Annotated in this window: 14 protein-coding genes and 2 pseudogenes; 8 read left to right on the top strand and 8 right to left on the bottom strand. The window is 63.4% G+C overall.

Features of this window, described 5'->3' with window-relative positions; genetic code table 11:
• The first annotated feature begins 207 nt into the window (after positions 1 to 207).
• Positions 208 to 1917, top strand: coding sequence for a trimethylamine N-oxide permease (locus NKJ75_RS28625; RefSeq protein ID WP_023668560.1), 1710 nt, complete (start codon positions 208 to 210; stop codon positions 1915 to 1917).
• Between the two features lie 61 nt (positions 1918 to 1978).
• Here the strand turns inward: NKJ75_RS28625 and NKJ75_RS28620 are convergent, their stop codons facing one another.
• The 5 genes from NKJ75_RS28620 to NKJ75_RS28600 all read right to left on the bottom strand — a co-directional run bounded on the left by NKJ75_RS28620 (position 1979) and on the right by NKJ75_RS28600 (position 10593).
• Positions 1979 to 3334: an LLM class flavin-dependent oxidoreductase gene (locus tag NKJ75_RS28620; RefSeq protein WP_352500471.1), complete on the bottom strand. Its 1356-nt coding sequence runs from the start codon at positions 3332 to 3334 to the stop codon at positions 1979 to 1981.
• A 275-nt stretch (positions 3335 to 3609) separates the two neighbouring features.
• A complete protein-coding gene (locus tag NKJ75_RS28615; protein ID WP_023704835.1) occupies positions 3610 to 6747 on the bottom strand; it encodes an efflux RND transporter permease subunit in 3138 nt (1045 codons plus the stop codon).
• A 248-nt stretch (positions 6748 to 6995) separates the two neighbouring features.
• Positions 6996 to 8135 carry an efflux RND transporter periplasmic adaptor subunit gene (locus NKJ75_RS28610; protein ID WP_023692166.1) on the bottom strand — a complete coding sequence of 380 codons (1140 nt, stop codon included), beginning with the start codon at positions 8133 to 8135 and terminating at the stop codon, positions 6996 to 6998.
• Positions 8136 to 8193: 58 nt separating this feature from the next.
• Positions 8194 to 8799 (bottom strand): TetR/AcrR family transcriptional regulator, encoded by a 606-nt coding sequence (locus NKJ75_RS28605; protein WP_023668564.1) that lies wholly within the window; start codon positions 8797 to 8799, stop codon positions 8194 to 8196.
• Positions 8800 to 8952: 153 nt separating this feature from the next.
• Positions 8953 to 10593, bottom strand: coding sequence for an acyl-CoA synthetase (locus NKJ75_RS28600; RefSeq protein ID WP_023687054.1), 1641 nt, complete (start codon positions 10591 to 10593; stop codon positions 8953 to 8955).
• A 190-nt stretch (positions 10594 to 10783) separates the two neighbouring features.
• Between NKJ75_RS28600 and NKJ75_RS28595 the strand changes: the two genes are divergently transcribed.
• The 5 genes and pseudogenes from NKJ75_RS28595 to NKJ75_RS28575 all read left to right on the top strand — a co-directional run.
• On the top strand, positions 10784 to 11755 hold the full coding sequence (locus tag NKJ75_RS28595) for a sugar-binding transcriptional regulator (protein WP_023684445.1): 972 nt from the start codon (positions 10784 to 10786) through the stop codon (positions 11753 to 11755).
• Positions 11756 to 11849: 94 nt separating this feature from the next.
• Positions 11850 to 13904: a bifunctional aldolase/short-chain dehydrogenase gene (locus NKJ75_RS28590; RefSeq protein WP_023709180.1), complete on the top strand. Its 2055-nt coding sequence runs from the start codon at positions 11850 to 11852 to the stop codon at positions 13902 to 13904.
• Between the two features lie 214 nt (positions 13905 to 14118).
• Positions 14119 to 14453 (top strand): annotated as a pseudogene (locus NKJ75_RS28585) (D-alanine--D-alanine ligase A); the annotation flags it as partial.
• Positions 14434 to 14814, top strand: coding sequence for a ribbon-helix-helix domain-containing protein (locus tag NKJ75_RS28580; RefSeq protein WP_502903934.1), 381 nt, complete (start codon positions 14434 to 14436; stop codon positions 14812 to 14814). The pseudogene NKJ75_RS28585 and the gene NKJ75_RS28580, both read left to right, overlap by 20 nt.
• A pseudogene (locus NKJ75_RS28575) lies at positions 14807 to 14977 on the top strand (type II toxin-antitoxin system RelE/ParE family toxin); the annotation flags it as partial. The gene NKJ75_RS28580 and the pseudogene NKJ75_RS28575, both read left to right, overlap by 8 nt.
• Before the next feature lie 182 nt (positions 14978 to 15159).
• Here NKJ75_RS28575 and NKJ75_RS28570 read toward each other — a convergent pair.
• The 3 genes from NKJ75_RS28570 to NKJ75_RS28560 all read right to left on the bottom strand — a co-directional run bounded on the left by NKJ75_RS28570 (position 15160) and on the right by NKJ75_RS28560 (position 18840).
• The gene (locus tag NKJ75_RS28570) at positions 15160 to 16212 is read right to left on the bottom strand and encodes a substrate-binding domain-containing protein (RefSeq protein ID WP_023692173.1); all 1053 of its coding nucleotides are present in this window, start codon (positions 16210 to 16212) and stop codon (positions 15160 to 15162) included.
• A gap of 46 nt (positions 16213 to 16258) precedes the next feature.
• Positions 16259 to 17254 (bottom strand): ABC transporter permease, encoded by a 996-nt coding sequence (locus tag NKJ75_RS28565; protein WP_023668572.1) that lies wholly within the window; start codon positions 17252 to 17254, stop codon positions 16259 to 16261.
• A gap of 74 nt (positions 17255 to 17328) precedes the next feature.
• Positions 17329 to 18840 carry a sugar ABC transporter ATP-binding protein gene (locus NKJ75_RS28560; protein ID WP_023745554.1) on the bottom strand — a complete coding sequence of 504 codons (1512 nt, stop codon included), beginning with the start codon at positions 18838 to 18840 and terminating at the stop codon, positions 17329 to 17331.
• Between the two features lie 137 nt (positions 18841 to 18977).
• Between NKJ75_RS28560 and mtnK the strand changes: the two genes are divergently transcribed.
• Together mtnK and mtnA are read left to right on the top strand one after the other, a co-directional pair.
• A complete protein-coding gene (gene mtnK / locus NKJ75_RS28555) occupies positions 18978 to 20252 on the top strand; it encodes an S-methyl-5-thioribose kinase (RefSeq protein WP_023834846.1) in 1275 nt (424 codons plus the stop codon).
• The gene (mtnA, locus tag NKJ75_RS28550) at positions 20249 to 21343 is read left to right on the top strand and encodes an S-methyl-5-thioribose-1-phosphate isomerase (protein WP_023668575.1); all 1095 of its coding nucleotides are present in this window, start codon (positions 20249 to 20251) and stop codon (positions 21341 to 21343) included. The genes mtnK and mtnA overlap by 4 nt, the downstream gene beginning before the upstream one ends.
• The last annotated feature ends 261 nt before the right edge of the window (positions 21344 to 21604 follow it).

The raw sequence follows: 21604 nt of genomic DNA, 5'->3' as shown, positions 1-21604 counted from the left end.
GAGAAGGACAAAGCGAGCGTTTCGCAACCGTGATGTGCACGACGCCACAAATCACTTGACGTGAAAGCGCGCCGGATCAATCTTCACTGTTAAGAAAAAAATACGACTGAGTGGAAACACTGGAGTCGTGCGGTCATGTACCGGGGAACAAGCTTCGCGAAGCCGAGGCATCACCGGCCGGGAACACAAAATGGGGAATTCAGACAGATGAGCACGATTACCACTGCCCTGGAGCAGCCCGCTGAAGGCAAGCTGCTCCGCAACATCGACTGGCGCGGCGCCTTCTGGGTGGCGAGCGGCGTTCCTGCCCTTGTCCTGTTTTCGATCGGCGGCATTGCCGGAACGACGGGAACGCTGGCCTTCGGGATCTGGATCGCTTCCATGATCATGGGCTTCCTGCAATCCTTCACCTATGCCGAGATCGCCGGCCTGTTCCCGAACAAGTCGGGCGGCGCCTCGATCTACGGCGCCACCGCCTGGCTGCGTTATTCCAAGTTCATCGCGCCGCTGTCGGTGTGGTGCAACTGGTTCGCCTGGTCGCCGGTGCTGTCGCTGGGCTGCTCGATCGCCGCCGCCTATATTCTCAACGCGCTGGCGCCGGTGCCGCTGTTCACCGAGGCGTCGCCGGACGTCGTCGCCTATATCGCGGCGCATGCCGGAACGGTGCCTGCCGACGCCATCGCCGCGGTGACCGCGGCGGCCACGCCGGCGATCCGCAACTGGACGCTGTTCAGCCACACGCTAGGTCCTGTCTCCTTCACCCTCAATGCCACTTTCTTCATCGGCGCGGTGCTGATGCTGATCATCTTCTCGATCCAGCATCGCGGCATTCTCGGCACCGCCAATGTGCAGAAGTATATCGGCCTCCTGGTCATCATCCCGATGCTGATCGTCGGTGTCGTGCCGATCGTCACCGGCCAGATCAACTGGGCGAACTTTTCGCCGCTGGTGCCGCTGGCGGCGGCTTACGCGCCGGAGCCCGGCTCGTGGAACATTGCCGGCTGGACGCTGGTGCTGGGCGGCATGTTCATCGCGGCGTGGTCGACCTACGGCTTCGAGACCGCCGTCTGCTACACATCGGAGTTCAAGAACCCCGGCACCGACACGTTCAAGGCGATCTTCTATTCCGGCCTGCTCTGCATGCTTCTGTTCATCCTGGTGCCCTTCACCTTCCAGGGCGTGTTGGGCCTCAACGGCATGCTGGCGACGCCGATCGTCGACGGCTCCGGTGTTGCCGATGCACTGGCCGGCATGGTCGGGGGTGGCGCATTGATCCACAGCCTCTTGGTGATGCTGATGATCCTGGCGCTGGTGCTGTGCATCATGACGGCAATGGCCGGCTCGTCGCGCACGCTCTACCAGGGCTCGGTCGATGGCTGGCTGCCGCGCTATCTCAGCCACGTCAACGAGCATGGCGCGCCGACGCGCGCCATGTGGACCGATCTCGTCTTCAACCTGATCGTGCTGGCCATCGCCTCGGCCGACGCGACGAGCTTCTTCTTCATCCTCGCCGTGTCGAACTGCGGCTACATCATCTTCAACTTCCTCAACCTCAATGCCGGCTGGATCCACCGCATCGACAACGGCCACATCAACCGGCCTTGGAAGGCGCCGAGCTGGCTGCTCGGCCTCGGCGCCATCTTCGCCTATGTAAACGCCATCTTCATGGGCGCCGGCGCCAAGGTGTGGAACCCGATGGCGCTCTGGGCCGGCCTGATCACAGCCGCCTTGATCATCCCGGTGTTCTGCTACCGGCACTACGTCCAAGACAAGGGCAAGTTCCCCGACCACATGCTGGCCGACCTCGGCATGGCGGGCGCAGACCTCTCGGTCAAAAAGGCAGGCATGCTGCCCTACCTGACGCTGGTCGCCGGCCTGGTGGTGATGCTGCTCGCCAACTGGTACTTCGTCATCTGAAAGTGATGGCTTGAAAAGAATGGGCGCGCTTCGGCGCGCCCGTTTCTTTTTGTGGCAGACGTCAGCCGGCCTTGCGGATGACCGCTTCGGAGCCTTCGAAGAACCGGTTCGGCGGACGCTTCAGGCCGAGATTCTCGCGCAAGGTGGTGCCCTCATACTCGCGCCGGAAGAGCTTTCGCCGCTGCAGCTCGGGCACCACCTTCTCGGCGAAGTCGTCGAGCCCGGCTGGCAGATAGGGGAACATGACGTTGAAGCCGTCTGACCCTTCGGCAAACAGCCATTCCTCCATCGAATCGGCGATGGTTTTCGGCGTGCCGACGAAAGCAAGGCCGGAATAGCCGCCGAGCCGCTGCGCCAGCTGGCGGACGGTCAAAGTTTCCCGGCGCGCCAGCTCGATGACGCGCTCACGGCCGCTCTTGGAGGCATTGGTCTCGGGGATTTCGGGCAAGGGCGCGTCGGGATCGAAGCCGGATGCGTCGTGCCCCAGCGCGATCGACAGCGAGGCAATGCCGCTCTCGTAATAGACCAGGCTGTCGAGCTTGGCGCGTTTGGCCTGTGCTTCCTCGACACTGTCGCCGACGATGACGAAGGCGCCGGGCAGGATCTTGATGTCGTCGCGCGAACGGCCGAGCTTCTCGGCCCGGCTTTTGACATCGGCAAAGAAGCGCTGCCCGGCCGCCAGATCGGAATGGGCGGCGAAGATCACCTCCGCCGTTTCGGCTGCCAGCTGCCGCCCGGCCTCAGATGCGCCGGCCTGGACGATGACCGGCCAGCCCTGCACCGGCCGCGCAATGTTGAGCGGGCCGCGCACCGAGAGATGCTCACCCTTATGGTCGAGCACATGCAGCTTCGCGGGATCGAAATAGAGCCCGCTCTCGGCGTCGCGGATGAAGGCGTCGTCGGCAAAGCTGTCCCAGAGGCCGGTCACCACATCGTAGAATTCCCGCGCATTGTGATAGCGCTCGTCGTGCTCGACATGCTCGTCGAGGCCGAAGTTCAGCGCGGCGTCGGGATTGGATGTGGTGACGATGTTCCAGCCGGCGCGGCCGCCGCTGATATGGTCGAGCGAGGCGAAGCGACGGGCAATGTGATAGGGCGCGTCGAAGGTCGTCGATGCGGTGGCGACAAGGCCGATATGATCAGTGACGGCGGCGAGCGCCGACAGCAGCGTGAACGGCTCGAACGAGGTCACCGTGTGGCTGCGCCGTAGCGCCTCGATCGGCATGTTGAGAACGGCCAGATGGTCGGCCATGAAGAAGGCGTCGAACTTCGCCGCCTCAAGCGTCTGCGCGAAGCGCTTCAGATGGGCGAAGTTGAAGTTGGCATCGGGATATGAGCCGGGATAGCGCCAGGCCCCGGTGTGAAGACTGACCGGACGCATGAAGGCGCCGAGCCGCAATTGCTTATTGTCTACCATGGGATGATCACCTGATGCGAATGAGCGTTGCCGCTCCGATATGTAAGCAGGATCGGACGGCTTTGCCGTCCTGGAAAGGAATTCTGTTTTGGAAAACCGGCGCCGCGAAGCATTTTCATACAGGTGGCCGTTCAACCTATTTTGATGAACCCGCCTGGTGTTGAGATACTTGCCTGGGTGCTCGGTGCCACCGGCAAGGAGAAAGCCAGAACGCCGCACGTCAAGCGTACGGCGTTCCAGCCTTTTCCAAGGTGCATCCTGTGCGCCGGCAGCGCCTACTCGGCGGCCAGGGCCAGTGGCGGCCTGTCATTGTCCTGCACGGCCTCATCAGCCGGCTTCCTGCCTTTCTTCGGCTCGCGGCCGAAGAACAGCGCGTAGCCTGCCGGCAGCACCAGGATGGTGAGTACGGTGGCGACGAGGATGCCGCCCATCATGGCGTAGGCGAGCGGTCCCCAGAACACCGCACGCGAGATCGGGATCAGCGCCAGCACCGCCGTCATCGCCGTCAGCACGATCGGCCGGAAACGGCGCACGGCCGAGCCGATGATGGCCTCCGATCGGTCCATCCCCCTGGCGATGTCCTGATCGATCTGGTCGACCAGGATGATCGAGTTGCGCATGATGATGCCGAGCAGCGCGATGACACCGAGGATGGCGACGAAGCCGAACGGCGCGCCGCTGATCAACAGAGCCGCCGCCGCACCGATGATGCCGAGCGGACCGGTGGCCAGCACGAGCATCGCCTTGCCGAAATGCTGCAGCTGGATCATCAGGAGCACGACGATGACGGCCAGCATGATCGGCGCCTTGGCGGCAATCGAGGCCTGGCTTTCGGCGGAATCTTCCGCACCGCCCTGGATCTCGATCTTGTAGCCGGGCGCCAGGCCGGCGCGCATGCCCTGCATGTCATTGTAGAGCTTGGTGACGACGTCGTTCGACTGCACGCCATCCGGCAGCGTGGCGCGCACCGAGATGGTCGGCAGGCGATCGCGCCGCCATTCGACGCCCTGCTCGAGCACCGGCACCACCTTGGCCACCTGCGACAGCGGCACGAAGCCGCCGAAATCGGTCGGGATATAGACCGAGTCGACCGAGGACAGCAGGCTGCGGCTGGCGTCCGGTTCGCGGGCGACGATGGAAACCGTCTCCTCGCCATCACGGAAGTCATCGAGCGGCGCGCCGGACATCGCTGCCTGCAGCATCTGGCGGATGCGCTGCGAGGTGACGCCAAGCGCACGGGCGCGGTCCTGGTCGATGACCAGCTTCATCGCCGGTACCGGCTCCAGCCAGTCGTCATGGAGGGCGCCGAGCAGCGGATTTTCGGCGAATTTCGCCTTCACCTGGTCGGCGATGCGGCGCACCTCCTGGCGGTCCGGACCCATGATGCGCATCTGCACCGGCCAGCCGGTCGGCGGGCCGAGGAACAGACGGTCGACCTTGGAGCGGATCGAAGGGAAATCCTGCGCCAGGACTGAGCGCAGCTTGAGGATCAGCCGCTCACGCGCCGGCTCGTCATTGGCCATCACCAGAAGCTGCGCATAGTTCGGATTGCGCAATTGCTGGTCGAGCGGCAGGAAGAAGCGCGGCGCGCCTTCGCCGATATAGGTGGCGATGAAGCGCTTGTCCTTGTTGTCCATCATCCGGGCTTCCAGCGCCTTGGCCTGCGTCTCGACTTCCTTGATCGAGGTTCCCTCAGGCAACCAGAGATCGACGAGGATTTCCGGCCGCGAGGATTGCGGGAAGAAGTTTTGTGGGATGAACTGGAACGCCCACAGGCTGGTGGCGAAGGTGACCAGCGTCATCACCAGAACGATGATGCGGTGGCGCACCGCCCAGCCGACCGTGGCGCGCAGCCGCCGGTAGAAGCCGGTGTCGAAGGCGTCATGATGGTTGCCGGCATGCTTGCGCTGCTTGAGGATCATGTAGCCCAGCCACGGCGTGAAATAGACGGCGACGAACCACGACACGACGAGCGCGATGCCGACGACATAGAACAGCGTGCGCACATATTCGCCTGCGGTCGAGGCGGCGAAGCCAACCGGGATGAAGCCGGCGATAGTGATCAGCGTGCCGCTCAGCATCGGGAAGGCGGTCGAGGAATAGGCGAAGCTCGCCGCCTCGATCTTGACCAGCCCCTCCTCCAGCTTGCGCTCCATCATCTCGACGACGATCATGGCGTCGTCGACCAACAGCCCGAGCGCGATGATCAGGGCGCCGAGCGAAATGCGCTGCAGATCGATGCCGAGCTCGTACATGATGGCGAAGGTGGCGGCCAGCACCAGCGGAATGGCAATGGCGATGACCAGGCCGGAACGCCAGCCGATCGACAGCAGCGAGACAGCAAGCACGATCAGCAGCGCCTCGCCGAGCGCCTCCATGAACTCGTTGACGGCGTCCTTGACAACCTCGGGCTGGTTGGAGATCTGGTCAACCGCAACGCCGTAGGGCAGCGCTTCCTCAAAGCGCTTGTAGGTCGCCTCGACATCCGTGCCGACGTCCCTGACGTTAAAACCCTTGGCCATGACGACGCCGACCTGGACGCTTTCGTGGCCGTTGAAGCGGTACTTGCGCTGATAGGGATCTTCGAGACCGGAACTCACGGTGGCGATGTCGCCAAGACGTGTCACCTGACCACCGGCGCGCAGGCGCAATTCCCTGATGTCGGCAGCCCTGGTGACATCGCCCTCGACCGAGATGCGCACCGAGCGCAGGCCGGTGTCGACGGAGCCCGCCGGATCGACATTGTTCTGGCCCTTGATGGCGTTCTGCAGGTCGGTCAGCGTCAGGCCGCGTTCGGCCAGGGCCTTGGACGAGACGTCGATATAAAGCTTCTCCGGCTGGTCGCCGATGATGACGGCCTTCTCGACGCCCGGCGTCGTCAGCAGCATGTCGCGAGCCTGGGTGGCGAATTTCTTCAGCTCCGGATAGCTGTAGCCATCGCCGCCGATCGAGTGCAGGGTGATGAAGGTGTCGCCGAACTCGTCGTTGAAATAGGGCCCGAGCAGGCCTTGCGGCAGGTCGCCGGAGATGTCGCCAACCTTCTTGCGCACCTGGTAGAAGGCGTCCTTCACCTCCTCTGCATTGGTGTCGCCCTTGATCTGGACGGTGATGATGGCGCTGCCGGCGCGGGTATAGGAACGGACGAAGTCGAGGTGCGGCGTTTCCTGCAGCTTGCGCTCGATCTTGTTGACGACCTGGTCTTCCATCTCCTGGATCGAGGAGCCCGGCCAGATCGCCTGGACGACCATGACGCGGAAAGTGAAATCGGGGTCTTCCTTCTGGCCCATGCGCATCAGGCCGAGCGCGCCGGCAATGATGATCAGACCGAACAGGAAGCGCGCGATCGAGGGATGGCCGATGGCCCAGCGCGAAAGATTGAAAGGCTGCTTTTCAGTGCTGTCGGTGGTGGTCATCGGCGTCAGTCCAATTCGTTGATCGTGCGCGCATGCGCTTTGCATGCAGCTAAAATATTCCGATGCTGGCTTCCGGGCGGCGAGGCTTTCCGAGCGGAGAGACACTCATCGCGGTGGGACGCGCGGATCGATGCGGGGGAACTCGATCTTGGCGTCTCGACCATCGGGCGCTCGCCGCCCGGAAACCCTGAATTCGCTTGCCCAGCCCTTTCGCCGAAGCGACGATCAAGCCGGCTTCATGCCTGCGGTCAGCGCAGGGCCTTTGCGGCATCGCCTTCCGCAGAGGCGGCCTGGACCGCATCGCCGGTCAGCTTGACCTTGAGATTCTCGGTCATGAACTGGGTGCCGGCGGCAACGACGACATCCCCCGGCTTGAGCCCGTCGGCGACGCTGACGCCGTCGGCGGTGAACTCCGCAACCTTGACCAGGCGCTCGTGCACCGTCTCGCCGGCGCGGTCGACGGTCCAGACAATCTTGCGACCATCCTTTTCCGCAAGCGCGCTGAGCGGGATCGACACCATCTCCTGCTTCTTGGCCACCGAGGCCTCGATGTTGGCGGTCATGCCGAGCAGCACGCGCGGGTCGTCGGGCAGCGAGACGCGGACGGCAAAGGTGCGAGACTGCTGGTCGGCGCTGCCGGCGACTTCACGCACTTTGCCGGAGAGCGCCAGCGCGTCATCGGACCAGAAGCTGGCCTTGACGTCCTTTCCCGGCTTGAAGGCGGCGATGTCCATTTCGGGAACCGCGATCAGCACTTCCTTTTCGCCGTCGACGGCAACGGTCATCACAGGCGTTCCGGCGCCGACCACCTGGCCGACATCGGCCGAGACCGCCGTGACGATGCCGTTCTCGCTCGCCTTGAGATCGGTGTAGACGACCTGGTTCTGCGCCTGGGCAAGGGTAGAGCGGGCAGCATCGCGCGTCGCTACCGCCTGGTTGTAGCTCAGCGTCGCCTGTTCGAGCTGCGACTTGGAGGTGAAGTTCTTGGCAAAAAGCTGTTCAGCGCGCTTGCGGGACAGATCGACCGTCTCGACCTGCCGCTCGGCGGCGTCGAGGCTGGCCTTGGCGCTCTTGACCGACAACTCATAGTCCGTGGGATCGATACGGGCTAGCACATCGCCTGTCGTCACATGCTGGCCGATGTCGACCAGGCGCTCAGTGACCTTGCCCGAGATGCGAAAGCCGAGGTTCATTTCGGTACGGGCTCGCACCGAGCCGGAATAGGTGAGTTCGCGACTCTTTTCGGCCTGGCCGATCTCGACCACCTTGACCGGACGGATGATGTCCTGGACCTCGGTCTTCTCCTGGCTGCAGGCGGCGAGCCCGAGCGTGGCGACGATCAGGCCGGCGACCGGCAGCTTGCGGATGATGGAACTGGACAAAGACACTTTCGTACTCCCGACTGGAGATGAACGGTCGACACCGGCGCCCGGCGGGCGGCGGCTATTACTTCAGAGCCTTGATCGCGTAATCGATGAGATCGTCGGGCATCGCCCGATTGGTCTTGGCAAGGCACTGCGCCACCATTTGCGGGTGGCACAGAATGACGGTGGCGGCGCCGAAGCAGCGCGATGCGATGACCGGATCCTGGTCGGCAAACTCGCCGGCCTCGATGCCCTCGCGGATGACCTCGGCAAACAGGTCGTGAATGCTGTCGATATGCTTGTCGATGACGCCCCAGTCGCGCTCGAGCGCGACGATGACCATTTCGTGGACCTTCTGGTCGTCGAGCATGACTTCCAGCGTCATCTTGTACTGCGCATGCACGTAGCGGCGCAGCCGCTCCTCGGCGCTGATCGGCAACCGGGAAATCTCGTAGGCCATGTTGTAGCTGGCGAGGAGCATGCGGCCGCAGACGGCCTGGTGGATTTCGACCTTGGAGGCGAAGAAACGGTAGATATTGGCCGGCGACATGCCGAGTTCGCGGGCGATGTCGGCGACATTGGTCTTGCCGTAACCATAGTGCCGGAACAGGCGTTCGGCACAGTCGAGAATGCGGGTGACATTCTCCTGGCGGGTGGAGTCGGCCATTATGCTGGCGGCTTCGGACATGGCTCTCTGTCGATTTATGAGTGACGAATTTCAACTTTCGTCAGTCGTAAATCGAAAAGAGGGAATTGTCAATGCGAATTCGACGTACGCGTATAATTTGGTGACAGAGGGTGTGCGCGAACTCGACCTTGCGCGTGCCGTTGCGCTCTGGAACTAAGATCCCTTCGCCATTTCCCGCAGCTGAAACTTCTGGATCTTCCCCGTCGATGTCTTCGGGATCTCGGCAAAAATCACCGCCTTCGGCACCTTGAAGCGGGCGAGCAGCGCGCGGCAGTGTTCGATGATCTCGGCCTCGCTTGCCACCTTGCCGGGCTTCAGCTCGACATAGGCGACCGGCACCTCGCCCCATTTGTCGTCTGCCTTGGCGACGACGCCGCAGGACGCCACGGACGGGTGTTTGTAGAGGGCTTCCTCGACCTCGATCGATGAAATGTTCTCGCCGCCGGAGATGATGATGTCCTTGGAGCGGTCCTTGAGCTGGATGTAGCCGTCGGGATGCATGACGCCGAGGTCGCCGGAGTGGAACCAGCCGCCGGCGAAAGCCTCGTCGGTCGCCTTCCTGTTCTTCAGATAGCCCTTCATGACAATGTTGCCGCGGAACATGACCTCGCCGATGGTCTCGCCGTCGGCCGGCGTCTTCTGCATCGTCTCCGCGTCCATCACCGTCAGGCCTTCGAGTGCGGCATAGCGCACGCCCTGCCTGGCCTTTCTGGCGCTGCGTTCGCCCTTGTCGAGACCGTCCCAGGCGGTGTGCCATTCGTTGACGACCGCCGGGCCATAGGTCTCGGTCAGGCCGTAGAGATGGGTGACGGCAAAGCCGGCATCGGCCATGCCTGACAGCACGGCTTCCGGCGGCGGCGCGGCAGCGGTGTTGAAGGTAACGGTCTGCGGGAAGTGGCGCTTGTCCTCATCGCTGGCGTTGATGAGCACCGACATGACGACCGGCGCACCGCAAAGATGTGTGACGCCGTGGTCGGCGATGGCATCGTAGATCGGCTTCGGCCGCACCCAGCGCAGGCAGACATGGGTGCCGGCCTGGACGGCCATTGTCCATGGGAAGCACCAACCATTGCAGTGGAACATCGGCAGCGTCCACAGATAGACGGCGTGCTTGGCCATGCCGGCATGGATGGTGTTGGTGTAAGCCATCAGTGCAGCGCCGCGATGGTGGTAGACGACGCCCTTCGGATTGCCTGTCGTGCCGGAGGTGTAGTTGAGCGAGATGGCGTCCCATTCGTCGTCGGGCATCGACCAGGCGTAGCCCTGGTCACCGCCGGCGACGAACGCCTCATAGTCGATCGCGCCGATGCGCTCGCCCTTGGGATAGGGTGCATCGGCGGCATAGTCGGGATCGTCATAGTCGATGACCAGCGGCTTCACCTTGGCCAGTGCCAGTGCCTGTTTGACGACAGCAGCGAATTCGCGGTCGACGATGAGCACCTTGGTCTCGGCATGGTCGAGCTGGAACGCGATGACGGCGGCATCGAGCCTTGTGTTGAGCGAATGCAGCACCGCTTTGGCCATCGGCACGCCGAAATGCGCCTCCAGCATGGGGGGCGTGTTGGACAGCATGACGGTCACCGTATCACCCTTGCCGATGCCGCGCTTCGACAGCGCCGAGGCCAGCTTCAGCGAGCGCCGCCAAAAGGTGCGATAGGTGATGCGCTGGCTGCCATGGATGATGGCGACATGATCGGGATAGGTGCTTGCCGCCCGCTCCAGATAAGTGAGCGGCGTCAGCGGCTGATGGTTGGCGGCGTTCTTGCCGAGATCCTGCTCGTAGGGACTGCCCATCCCGTGCTCCCCGAATTTTCATTGTTGAGAACTTCTAACCACAGGTTCCCGCCACGTCACCATCGGCGATTCCCGACCGGGCACATTTGGCGCAATGATCGTCCAGATTCGATGGGCAAAGAGGTATCGTGTACCCACGCCAGTTTGACTTTTGTCGAGAGCCGTGAATAATGTCAGCCGAGGAGACGGCATGGCGATCCGACCGGCAGAACAGCTTATCCACAAGGCCGCATGGCTCTATTATGCCCATGGCCTGCGCCAGGACCAGGTCGCCAGCCAGCTTAACATCTCCCGCGCCTCGGTCGCCATGTATTTGCGCAAGGCGCGCGAGACCGGCATCGTCAACATCTCGACCTCGACGCAGCTGTTCACCGACGACGTGCTTGCGCGCCAGCTCGAGGACGCGCTCAAGCTTGATGCGGTGTGGATCGCGCCGGAGAATGCCTATGTCGTCGACCCTTCGACGGACGTTGCGGTGCTGGCGGCGGGCGTCTTTCTCGAACTGGTCAAGAAGGGCGACCGGATCGGCGTCGCCTGGGGCCGCACCGTCTACACCATCGCCGACGTCATGTCCTATGCCGACCTGCAGGACGTCACCGTTGTGCAGCTCTGCGGCAATCTCGGCGCGCCCTACTCCTACCGTCCCGACCAGTGCACGATGGAGATCGCCCGGCGGCTCAACGCCAAGGGCCTCAATTTCTACGCGCCGCTGGTGCTGACGACGGAATTGCTGGCGCATGGGCTGCGCGCCGAACCGGTGATCCGCGAACAACTGGCCGATATTGCCAACTGCGATCTGGCGCTCTATTCGGTCGGCACCGTCGATGGCGACAGCCATGTCGTCAAATGCGGCGCGCTCAGCCCCGGCGAGATGGGGCTGTTGCGCGAAGCGGGCGCCGCCGGCGTCGTCGCCGGCCAGATCATCGATGCCACCGGCAAGGCGCTCGACTGCAGCTACAACCGCCGCGTCATCTCGGCCTCGCTGTCGTCACTGCGCCAGATCGAAAAGCGGCTGATGGTGGTGCAGGAAGACAGCAAGTTCGAACCGCTGCTCGCAGCACTCGCCGGCGGACTCTGCACGCATCTCGTCGTCGGCGCCAGCATGGCGCGGCGGCTGCTCGACCATGCCGGAGCCAGTGCGGGGGCAAAAAAGGCTTCCTGACCAACGAAATCCCAGCAGCAGGCGCATTGTCATCAAGGCGTCGCGGCACTCCTGTTCACAGCAACATCAAAGACAGCAAAGCGGACATAGCGACATGAAGAACCTTTGGAATGACGGCGACGCGGAAAGACTGGTTGCCGACTATGCGAAAAAGGGCGTTGCCCGCGACCTCGCGCTGCGCGTCTACACGACCCGGCTGCTCGGCGGCGAGCCGCGGCTGGTGCTGCATGGCGGCGGCAACACCTCCTGCAAGACCAAGGCCACCGATCTCGTCGGCGACGAATGGGATGTGCTGTGCGTCAAGGGCAGCGGCTGGGACATGGGTGTGATCGAGCCGCAAGGCCTGCCGGCGGTCAAGCTCGGCGCGCTGCTGAAGGCGCGTGCGCTGGCCAGCCTCGCCGACGAGGACATGGTGGCGCTGCAGCGGGCGAACCTCATCGACCCCGCCTCCCCCAATCCATCGGTCGAGACGCTGCTGCACGCCTTCCTGCCGCATAAATTCGTCGACCACACGCATTCGACCGCGATCCTCGCCATCGTCGACCAGGCGGACAGCAAGCCGCTGATCAAGACCGTGTTCGGCGACAAGATGGGGTACGTGCCCTACATCAAGCCGGGCTTCGACCTCGCCAAGGTGGCCGCCGATGTCTACGACGCCGACCCCAGCGTCGAAGGCCTGATCCTCGACAAGCATGGCATCTTCACCTTCGGCGACGCTGCGAAGCAGGCCTATGACCGCATGATCCATTATGTGAACGTGGCCGAAGACTATGTGGCGAAGAACGGCAAGCCGAAGGCAGCGAAAGCCGCACTGCCGGCCAAGCTCGCAACGCCGGCAGCGATCGCGCCGATGCTGCGTGGCGCGGTGGCGGTGGCGCGTGGCGAAGGCCGCTTCGACCGCATGATCAGCGATTTCCGCACTTCGGACGCCATCGTCGATTTCATCAACTCAGCCGGCATTGCAGACTATGCCGGACGCGGCGTGTCGACGCCCGACCTGTCGATCCGCATCAAGACCGGACCGATGGCGGTTCCGGCGCCAGACGCCGACAAGATTGGCGACTACAAGGCCGTCATCAAGAGCCATGTCGACGCCTTCGCCAACGACTATCGCGCCTATTTCGAAACCAACGATGCGCTGGACGACGTCCAGCGCACCATGCTCGACCCGATGCCGCGGCTGACGCTGGTGCCGGGTCTCGGCATGTTCGGCCATGGCCGCACGCTGAAGGATGCGAAGATCGCATCTGATGTCGGCGAGATGTGGATCGAGGCGGTGCGCGGCGCCGAGGCCGTCGGCAGCTTCCATCCTCTATCGAAGGCCGACCTCTTCCCGCTGGAGTACTGGTCGCTTGAGCAGGCCAAGCTCGCCTCCAACAAGCCGAAGCCGCTGACCGGCCAGGTGGTGCTGATCACTGGCGGCGCCGGCGCGATCGGTGCTGCGACGGCAAAACTGTTCGCCGCCAATGGCGCGCATGCCGTCGTCGTCGATCTCGATGCGGCCAGGGCGGCCGAGGCGGCAAAGGCAGCCGGCAACAATTCGATCGGCGTCGGCGCCGACATCACCAACCCGGCCGAGCTGCGCGCCGCCTTCGACAAAGCTGTCGCTGTCTATGGCGGCGTCGACATTCTGGTCTCCAACGCCGGTGCCGCCTGGGAAGGCCGCATCGGCGAGCTCGACGATGCCCTGCTGCGCAAGAGTTTCGAGCTCAACTTCTTCGCCCACCAGTCGGCGGCGCAGAACGCGGTGCGCATCATGCTGGAACAGGGCACCGGCGGTGTGTTGTTGTTCAACACCTCCAAGCAGGCGGTCAACCCGGGTCCGAAATTCGGCGCCTATGGTGTGCCGAAGGCGGCGACGCTATTCCTGTCCCGGCAATATGCGCTCGACTACGGCGCGCACGGCATCCGCTCCAATGCGGTCAACGCCGACCGCATCCGCTCCGGCCTGTTGACCGACGCCATGATCGCCAGCCGTTCCGGCGCGCGCGGCGTGTCGGAGAAGGAATACATGTCGGGCAATCTGCTCGGACAGGAGGTGACGGCAGAAGACGTGGCGCAGGCCTTCCTGCACCAAGCATTGGCCGAACGCACCACCGCCGATGTGACGACGGTCGACGGTGGCAACATCGCCGCAGCGCTGCGCTAGACATAGACCTGGAGCGGTTCATCGTTCACCAAAACGACGAACCGCTCTCCCACCTGAAGGACTCCAGGCGGAGAACTGCTTTTGCAGGTCGTGCTGAAAAACTGCTCGAACCGGTCAAAATCCACTCCAATCCTTGGCCTATTGCTCGACCACTTTAGGGCGCGCCTTGTGTTTCGCATGCGAGCTCCGACCCTGATCCTTGGTGGAGTTGTCGATGGCTGCGAAGAGACTTCGTGTCGGCTTGCTGTTCGGCGGGCGCTCCGCCGAGCATGAGGTGTCGCTGCTTTCGGCAACCAATGTCATAGCCCTGCTGGACCCGGCGAAATCCGACGCCGTTCCCATCTTCGTCACCCGCGAAGGCCAATGGCTGCTGAGCAATTTCAAGGACGGCGCGCTGGCGACACCGTCTGATGGGACGCAGCTTTGCCTGGCGCCGGGCGGGCATGGGCGGATGCTGGCGATCCCCGCCAAGGGTGCGCCGCACGACCTGCCTGCCATCGAATATGGTGTTCCGGTACTGCACGCCTGCATGGCGAGGACGGCGCGGTGGGCTGGTGCGAGTCGGGCGGTCATGATGCAGGGGCAGATTCCTAACAGATATGTTAGACCTTGTTGGATGCATTATAATGTGGGTATGAAAAATGAACCTATGCGCACCCTCACCATATCCCTCACCGCGCAGCAGATAGCTCGCCTGCAAAGCGCTATCGAAGGTGGCGGTTATGCTTCCAACAGCGAGATTGTCCGCGACGCCCTGCGCTTATGGGAGCAGCGCGAGGAATTGCGCACGCTCGAACTCCAGCACTTGAAGCGGGCCTATGCCGACGGGATGGGCAGCGGCAAGCCAGTGGCTGTCGACCCCACCGAGTTCATCGGCAGCCTGAAGGCAGAACGCCGCGCCCGTGGCTAGCTATAGGCTCACACCGCGCGCTTCGCAGGATTTGCGAGACATCTGGCACACCATCGCCGCCGACAATGAAAAGGCAGCAGACAGACTGTTGATGCGCATTTTCGAAAGACTGGAGCTGGCGGCGCAGCACCCCAAGATGGGCAGCGCACGGCCCGAGTTAAGCGCAACGGCCCGCGTGCTCGTCGAAGGCCGTTATATCATCATCTACGAGCCGCAGCCCGATGGTGTCTGTGGCGATTGTCCACGGGATGCGCGATCCAGACCATTGGTTGTAGGCCGGCAGGCTTACGATCAATATGAAAAGAGCGGCCCATGCCGCCCTTCGCATCTATCAGACGACCGATCCTACTTCGCGTTCGGGTTCGGCATCCAGGCCGGCATGGCGACATCGGCATGGGCGAATTGCGGCAGCTTGGCCGACAGGTCCTCCATGTTCTTGATGTCCTTGTCGATCAGGTCCTTCTGGGTGATCAGCGTCGGCGGCACGATGACGTTGTGGCCGGGATCTTCACCGGCGAGCAGCTGCGCCAGCGCGCGCACCGAGACCTGGCCGACGACGGCAGGGTTGGTGGCGGCGGTGGCGGCCCAGGCGCTGTCGGTCTCGCGCATGGCCGCGATGTCCGAGGTAGAGATGTCGGCGGAGTAGATCTTGATCTTCTTGTTCAGCCCCGCCTCGTCGACGGCGATCTTCACACCCTTGGCGAACTCGTCATAGGGCGCGAACATCACATTGATGTCGGGATGCGCCTGCAGCACCGAGCGCGCCTGGTTGGCGACCGAGTTGGCGATCGGGTTGTCGAGCGTGCCGAACATCGCGACTTCCTTGATGCCGGCATGTTTCTTCTTCACGTCGACCCAGGTCTCGTTGCGGCGGTCGAGCGGCGCGATGCCAGCGACATAGACATAGCCGGCATTCCAGCTCTCGCCATTGTCCTTGACCGCCTGCTCGAGCGCCAGGCGCGCAAGGTCCTTGTCGGACTGTTCGATCTGCGGGATCTTGGGGTTTTCGACATTGACGTCGAAGGCGACGACCTTGATGCCGGCATCGACCGCGCGCTGGGCGGCGTCCTTCATCGATTCCGTCAGGCCGTGCTGGATGATGATGCCCTGCACGCCGAGTGCGATGGCCTGGTCGACCATGTCGGATTGAAGGGCGGCGTCCTGGCGGCTGTCGAGCACGCGCAGATCGATGCCGAGCGCCTTGGACTGGGACTCGACGCCCGAGAGATAGGCCTGGAAGAAATCGCCGGTCGAGAGATAGCGCACCAGCGCGATCTTGACGCCGGGCTTGTCGAACGGCGCCGGCTTGTCGGCGGCAAAGGCCGGGACCTGCATCAGCATTGTTGCGCCGGCCAATCCGAGCGCGACCTTCCCCAAAAGTCGTCTTGTGATGTTCACGTTCTTTCCTCCGTTTGTTGAACCCAAAACTGTCCCGGCAGCCATTCTATCTCCTGCCCCGGCCGGAAAGGGCGAAGGTAAAGACAAGGGCGACGACGAGAACCACGCCCTTGACGAAATCCTGCGTGTAGTAAGGCGCGTTCATCATCGTCAGGCCTTGCAGCAGGATGCCGACGAACAGCGCGCCGATGGCGGTGCCGAAGGCGTTCGGCTTGGCGGCGCCGAGCACCGCGTAGCCGATCAGCGCCGCGGCAACCGCATCGAGCAGCAGATTATTACCCGACGCGATGTCACCGCGTCCAAGCCGTGCGGCCAGCAAAATCCCGCCGATCGAGGCAAAAACTCCTGAAATGACGTAGGCCCAGATTTTGTATGCCTTGACAGGCGCGCCGGCGAGTTCGGCGGCCCGTTCATTGCTGCCCACGGCATACATCATGCGGCCGAAGCGTGTGTATTCGAGGAAGAACCAGATCAGCACGGCGAGCACGATCAGCACGACCACCGAGACCGGAATGAGGTTCGGGATGAAGAAGTCGAAGCGGTGGCGGCCGAGCGCCAGGAAGGCGTCGGAGAATTTGCCGTTGGCGACCGAGCCGTCCGGCATTGTCATACCGGTGGCGATGGAGCGTCCTTCAGTCGGGATGCGCTGGAGGCCGACGAGCAGGAACATCATGCCGAGCGTCGCCAGCAGATCGGGCACGCGCATATAGACGATCAGCCAGCCATTGATGAGGCCGACAAGGGCGCCGATGAGCAGGCAGATGAGGACAGCGACGACAACGTTCTGCTCCAGCACCACCATGACATAGGCAGCCGCCATCATGGCCGATGTGGCAACCGAGCCGATCGAGAGATCGAAGCCGCCGACAACCAGTGTGGCGGTGACGCCCAGCGCCAGCACGCCGGTGATGGCGACCGACTGGAAAATGAAGACGGCACTTTGCGGCGAGACGAACCCGTCGGCGGCGATGGCGAAATACGCGATCAGCCCGAACAGAAGCACGATGAACCCATAGCGGATGGCGTAATCGCGCAGCGTCATTCAGCGCCCGCCGTCAATACCCAACTCAAACCCGTGCACTCCATTCCAACCCTCAGTTCTTCAATCATCGTGGCTCAGGCCGCACTGTGCAACGGCCCGCCCGCGACTTCGGCCAGCAGACGGTCGAGATCGACATCGGCGTTGCGGTGTTCGCCGACGATGGTCTGCTCGGACATCACCAATATGCGATCGGCCGTCTCCAGTGCCTCGTCGAGTTCGGTGACGAACAGCAGCGTGGCGCGGCCATTGGCGCTGGCCCTCAGCTTGGCGGCGATGTCGCGCCTGGCGGAGATATCGACGCCCTGGAACGGTTCGTCGAGAATGAACAATCGGGCGTCCTGCGCCATCCAGCGGGCCACCATCACCTTCTGCTGGTTGCCGCCCGAGAGAGTGGTCATCTCGTCCTTCTCCGAGCGGCAGACGATGCCGAGATCCTCGATCTGCCGGCGGGCAATAGTGCGTTCAAGGCCGCGTTTGAGAACTGAAAAACGCGACATGCGCTTGTGGAAGGGCAGGCTGATGTTTTCCTGGATGTTGAAGTCGCCGACGATGCCGTTTTCGCCACGGTCCTTGGCGACCAGAAACACGCCGGCGGCGATGGCTTCGCCGGTCGACGCGGGCGCATAGGGCTTGCCATATAAAGTCATCGTGCCGGACAGCGGCTTGCGCAGGCCGAACAGCGTCTCGGCGAGCGCCGTCTTGCCGACGCCGACGAGGCCGGTGATGGCAACGACCTCGCCGTCGCCGAGCGTCAGCGAGAATGGCCGGGCACCAGGGGCGATGCGCAAGGCATCGACGGTCAGGATCGGCTTGGCAGAACTCCTGGCTTCGATGCGGTCAAGATGGATCTTGCGGCCGAGCATGGCGTTAACGGCACCCTCATAGTCGAGAGGCTCGCTGTCGAAGACGCCTGAGATGACGCCATCGCGCATCGAGACGATGCGGTCGGCAAGCCGCCTGATATCCGACATGCGGTGCGAGATGTAGAGGATGGCGACGCCTTGCTCGCGCAGCCGGTCGAGCAGGGCGAACAGCCGGTCCGCCTCGGCGCTGGACAGTGAGGAGGTCGGCTCGTCGAGGATCAGCACTTTCGGCTGGTGCGCCATGGCGCGCGCGATGGCCACCATCTGGCGATCGGCCAGCGACAGATCGCTGATGCGGGCCTTGAGGTCGATGGCGAGCCCCATGCGGTCGGCCACCGCTTTGGCTTCGCGGCGCACCCGGCCGGGGTTGAACAGCAGCGGCGCGCCCTTGCCGCTCAACCTATCCAGCGTCAGATTGGTGGCGACATCGAGATCGGCGACGACGCCGTCATTGATGTTTTGATGCACGGTGACGACGCCTGCACGGATCGCCTCGGCCGGCGTGTTCGGCGCGAAATCATGACCGGCCAGGTGCATGGTGCCGCCGGCATGGTCGTAGACGCCGCTGATAATTTTCACGAGGGTGGACTTACCGGCGCCATTGGCGCCCATCAGCACGGTGATCTCACCGGCATGCAGTTCGAGCGAGACGCCGCCAAGCACCTCGATATGGCCGAAGGACTTCCTCAGCCCGTCCACGCGGAACACGGCATCATTGCCCATTCGTTTCCTCCCTGACCATGACGCTATGGGCTACGTCATCAATTGTCAACTCGATTGACAATTGCCAGTCAGCTTCCTAGCTTGGCCTCACCGCCATCGCTCCACTATGATTGAGCGAGCAAGCGGGAGGGTGAGGAATGACTGCGAAATTGCCGTTCGAAGCACTGTCGGTGGAGACGCTTGCAACGCGCCTCGGCACGAACGAAGCGCTGTGCGCAAAAATCGGCCCCGATACCGGTGCCTGGAAGGTGCGCGAGGTCGGCGACGGCAATCTCAACCTCGTCTTCATCGTCGAGGGCGTGTCGGGTGCGGCCGTGGTCAAGCAGGCCCTGCCCTATGTTCGCCTCGTCGGCGACAGCTGGCCGCTGCCGCTCAAACGCTCCTTCTTCGAGTATCACGCGCTGACGCGGCAAGAGGCGCGCGCGCCGGGTTCGGTGCCGGCGATCCTCCATTTCGACGAAGCCCAGGCGCTGATCATCATGGAATATCTGGCGCCGCCGCACATCATCCTGCGCCGTGCCCTGATCGGCGGCCGCGAGTTGCCAAATATCGCCCGCGACATCGGCCTGTTCATGGCCCGCACTTTGTTCCGCGGCTCCGATCTCTCCATGCCGACCAAGGACCGCAAGGCCGACCTGGCGCTGTTCGCCGACAATGTCGAGCTCTGCGGCATCACGGAAGACCTGGTGTTTTCCGATCCCTATTTCGACGCCAAGCTGAACCGGCACACCTCGCCGCAGCTCGACGGCCTGGTCGCCGAGCTGCGCGCCGACCGCGACCTCAAGGTCGAGGCGCAGCGGCTGAAGCATATCTTCGCCGCCAACGCCGAGACGCTGCTGCATGGCGACCTGCATTCGGGCTCGATCATGGTCACCGACACCGAGACGCGGATGATCGATCCGGAATTCGCCTTCTACGGTCCGATGGCCTTCGACGTCGGCATGCTGCTCGCCAATTTCTGGATGTCCTACTTCTCGCAGCGCGGCCATGAACACAAGGGCAAGCGTGACGCCATGCGTGCCTATCTGCTCGGGGTGACCAATGACACCTGGACGGTGTTCCGCGCCGAGTTCTCGCATCTATGGCGCACCGAGCGCACCGGCATGCTTTACCAGAAGAGCCTGTTCGAGGATCAGGGCGACATTCTCGCCTCGGAGCAGGCGCTCGACCATGTGCTGCACCAGATCTGGACCGACCTCTTGGGCTTTGCCGGCATCGAGGTGCACCGGCGCATCCTCGGCCTCGCCCACAATGCCGATTTCGAGACCATTGAAGACGAGGATCTGCGAGCCTCCTGCGAGGCCAAGGCGCTGAAATTCGGCCGCCACATCGCCGTCAACCGGCACCAGATTCACGGCATGGACGAGGTCAATAATCTGGCCGCTTTGATCGAACGGGAGAGCAGGATTTGAACGTCGGCGAGCGCCACTACCGCACCATCTGGCTGAGCGACGACCAGCGTTCGGTCGAGATCATCGACCAGCGCTGGCTGCCGCACGAGTTCCGGGTCGAGACGATCGGGAGCGTTGCCGGCATCGCCACCGCGATCCGTGACATGTGGGTTCGTGGCGCGCCGCTGATCGGCGTCACCGCAGCCTATGGCGTCGCCATCCAGATGGCGGACGATCCGTCTGACGAAGCGCTCGACGCGGTCTGGGAGACGCTGCACAAGACGCGGCCGACGGCGATCAATCTGCGCTGGGCACTGGACGAGATGCGGCGGTTCCTCAGGCCGATCGTATTGGGACAGCGCGCGGAGGCGGCCTATAAGCGCGCTGCCGAAATCGCAGACGAGGATGTCGATCTCAATCGCGCCATCGGCGAGAACGGGCTTGCCATCATCAAGGAGATCGCGGCACGCAAGAAGCCGGGCGAGCCGGTCAACATCCTCACCCACTGCAACGCCGGTTGGCTGGCGACGGTCGATTACGGCACCGCCACGTCGCCGATCTATCTCGCCGTCGAGGCCGGCATTCCGGTCCATGTCTATGTCGACGAGACGCGCCCGCGCAACCAGGGCGCCCAGCTGACCGCCTGGGAGATGGCCGGCCACGGCGTGCCGCACACGCTGATCGTCGACAATGCCGGCGGCCATCTGATGCAGCGTGGCGCGGTCGACATGGTGATCGTGGGCACCGACCGCACCACGGCCAATGGCGACGTCTGCAACAAGATCGGCACCTATCTCAAGGCGCTCGCCGCCTCCGATAATGAGGTGCCCTTCTACGTCGCTCTGCCCTCGCCGACCATCGACTGGACGGTGGGTGATGGGCTGACCGAAATCCCGATCGAGGAACGCTCCGGTGACGAGGTGTCGCTGGTCTGGGGCAAGACGGCGGACGGCAAGATTGCGCAGGTGCGGGTTTCGCCCGAAGCGACGCCGGCGGCCAATCCGGCGTTCGATGTGACGCCGGCACGGCTCGTGACAGGGCTGATCACCGAGCGCGGTGTGGCCAAGGCTTCGCGCGAAGGGTTGAAGGCGATGTTCCCCGAACGCGGATAATCTCCCCCCTTTGAGGGTCCCTTGAGGGGGAGATGTCGCCAAAGGCGACAGAGGGGGTCGGCGCGTCCTGACGCGACCTCCCAGCACCGACAGATGGACGCTAGCGCTCCAGTCGAACCGACCCCCTCTGGCCTGCCGTCCATCTCCCCCTCAATGGGTAGATTAGCGCCTCACCGGCTGGCTACCGGATTTCAGCCCTGCAACAAGAATTGCGGCCACGATGGCCGCTGACGGTTGCGGTTCTGGCGAAATCCGGCCAGA

This window comes from Mesorhizobium sp. M0058, from assembly GCF_040323095.1.
Lineage (GTDB): Bacteria > Pseudomonadota > Alphaproteobacteria > Rhizobiales > Rhizobiaceae > Mesorhizobium.
The sequence above is the reverse complement of the archived record's forward strand: the minus strand, read 5'-3'. Positions and strand labels throughout refer to the sequence as shown.

Excerpts from the sequence above, each read along its gene's own strand:
- NKJ75_RS28625 (WP_023668560.1), top strand. The coding sequence starts at position 208 with ATGAGCACGATTACCACTGCCCTGGAGCAGCCCGCTGAAGGCAAGCTG.
- NKJ75_RS28620 (WP_352500471.1), bottom strand. The coding sequence starts at position 3,334 with ATGGTAGACAATAAGCAATTGCGGCTCGGCGCCTTCATGCGTCCGGTC.
- NKJ75_RS28615 (WP_023704835.1), bottom strand. The coding sequence starts at position 6,747 with ATGACCACCACCGACAGCACTGAAAAGCAGCCTTTCAATCTTTCGCGC.
- NKJ75_RS28605 (WP_023668564.1), bottom strand. The coding sequence starts at position 8,799 with ATGTCCGAAGCCGCCAGCATAATGGCCGACTCCACCCGCCAGGAGAAT.
- NKJ75_RS28600 (WP_023687054.1), bottom strand. The coding sequence starts at position 10,593 with ATGGGCAGTCCCTACGAGCAGGATCTCGGCAAGAACGCCGCCAACCAT.
- NKJ75_RS28595 (WP_023684445.1), top strand. The coding sequence starts at position 10,784 with ATGGCGATCCGACCGGCAGAACAGCTTATCCACAAGGCCGCATGGCTC.
- NKJ75_RS28590 (WP_023709180.1), top strand. The coding sequence starts at position 11,850 with ATGAAGAACCTTTGGAATGACGGCGACGCGGAAAGACTGGTTGCCGAC.
- NKJ75_RS28580 (WP_502903934.1), top strand. The coding sequence starts at position 14,434 with ATGGCGAGGACGGCGCGGTGGGCTGGTGCGAGTCGGGCGGTCATGATG.
- NKJ75_RS28565 (WP_023668572.1), bottom strand. The coding sequence starts at position 17,254 with ATGACGCTGCGCGATTACGCCATCCGCTATGGGTTCATCGTGCTTCTG.
- NKJ75_RS28560 (WP_023745554.1), bottom strand. The coding sequence starts at position 18,840 with ATGGGCAATGATGCCGTGTTCCGCGTGGACGGGCTGAGGAAGTCCTTC.
- mtnK (WP_023834846.1), top strand. The coding sequence starts at position 18,978 with ATGACTGCGAAATTGCCGTTCGAAGCACTGTCGGTGGAGACGCTTGCA.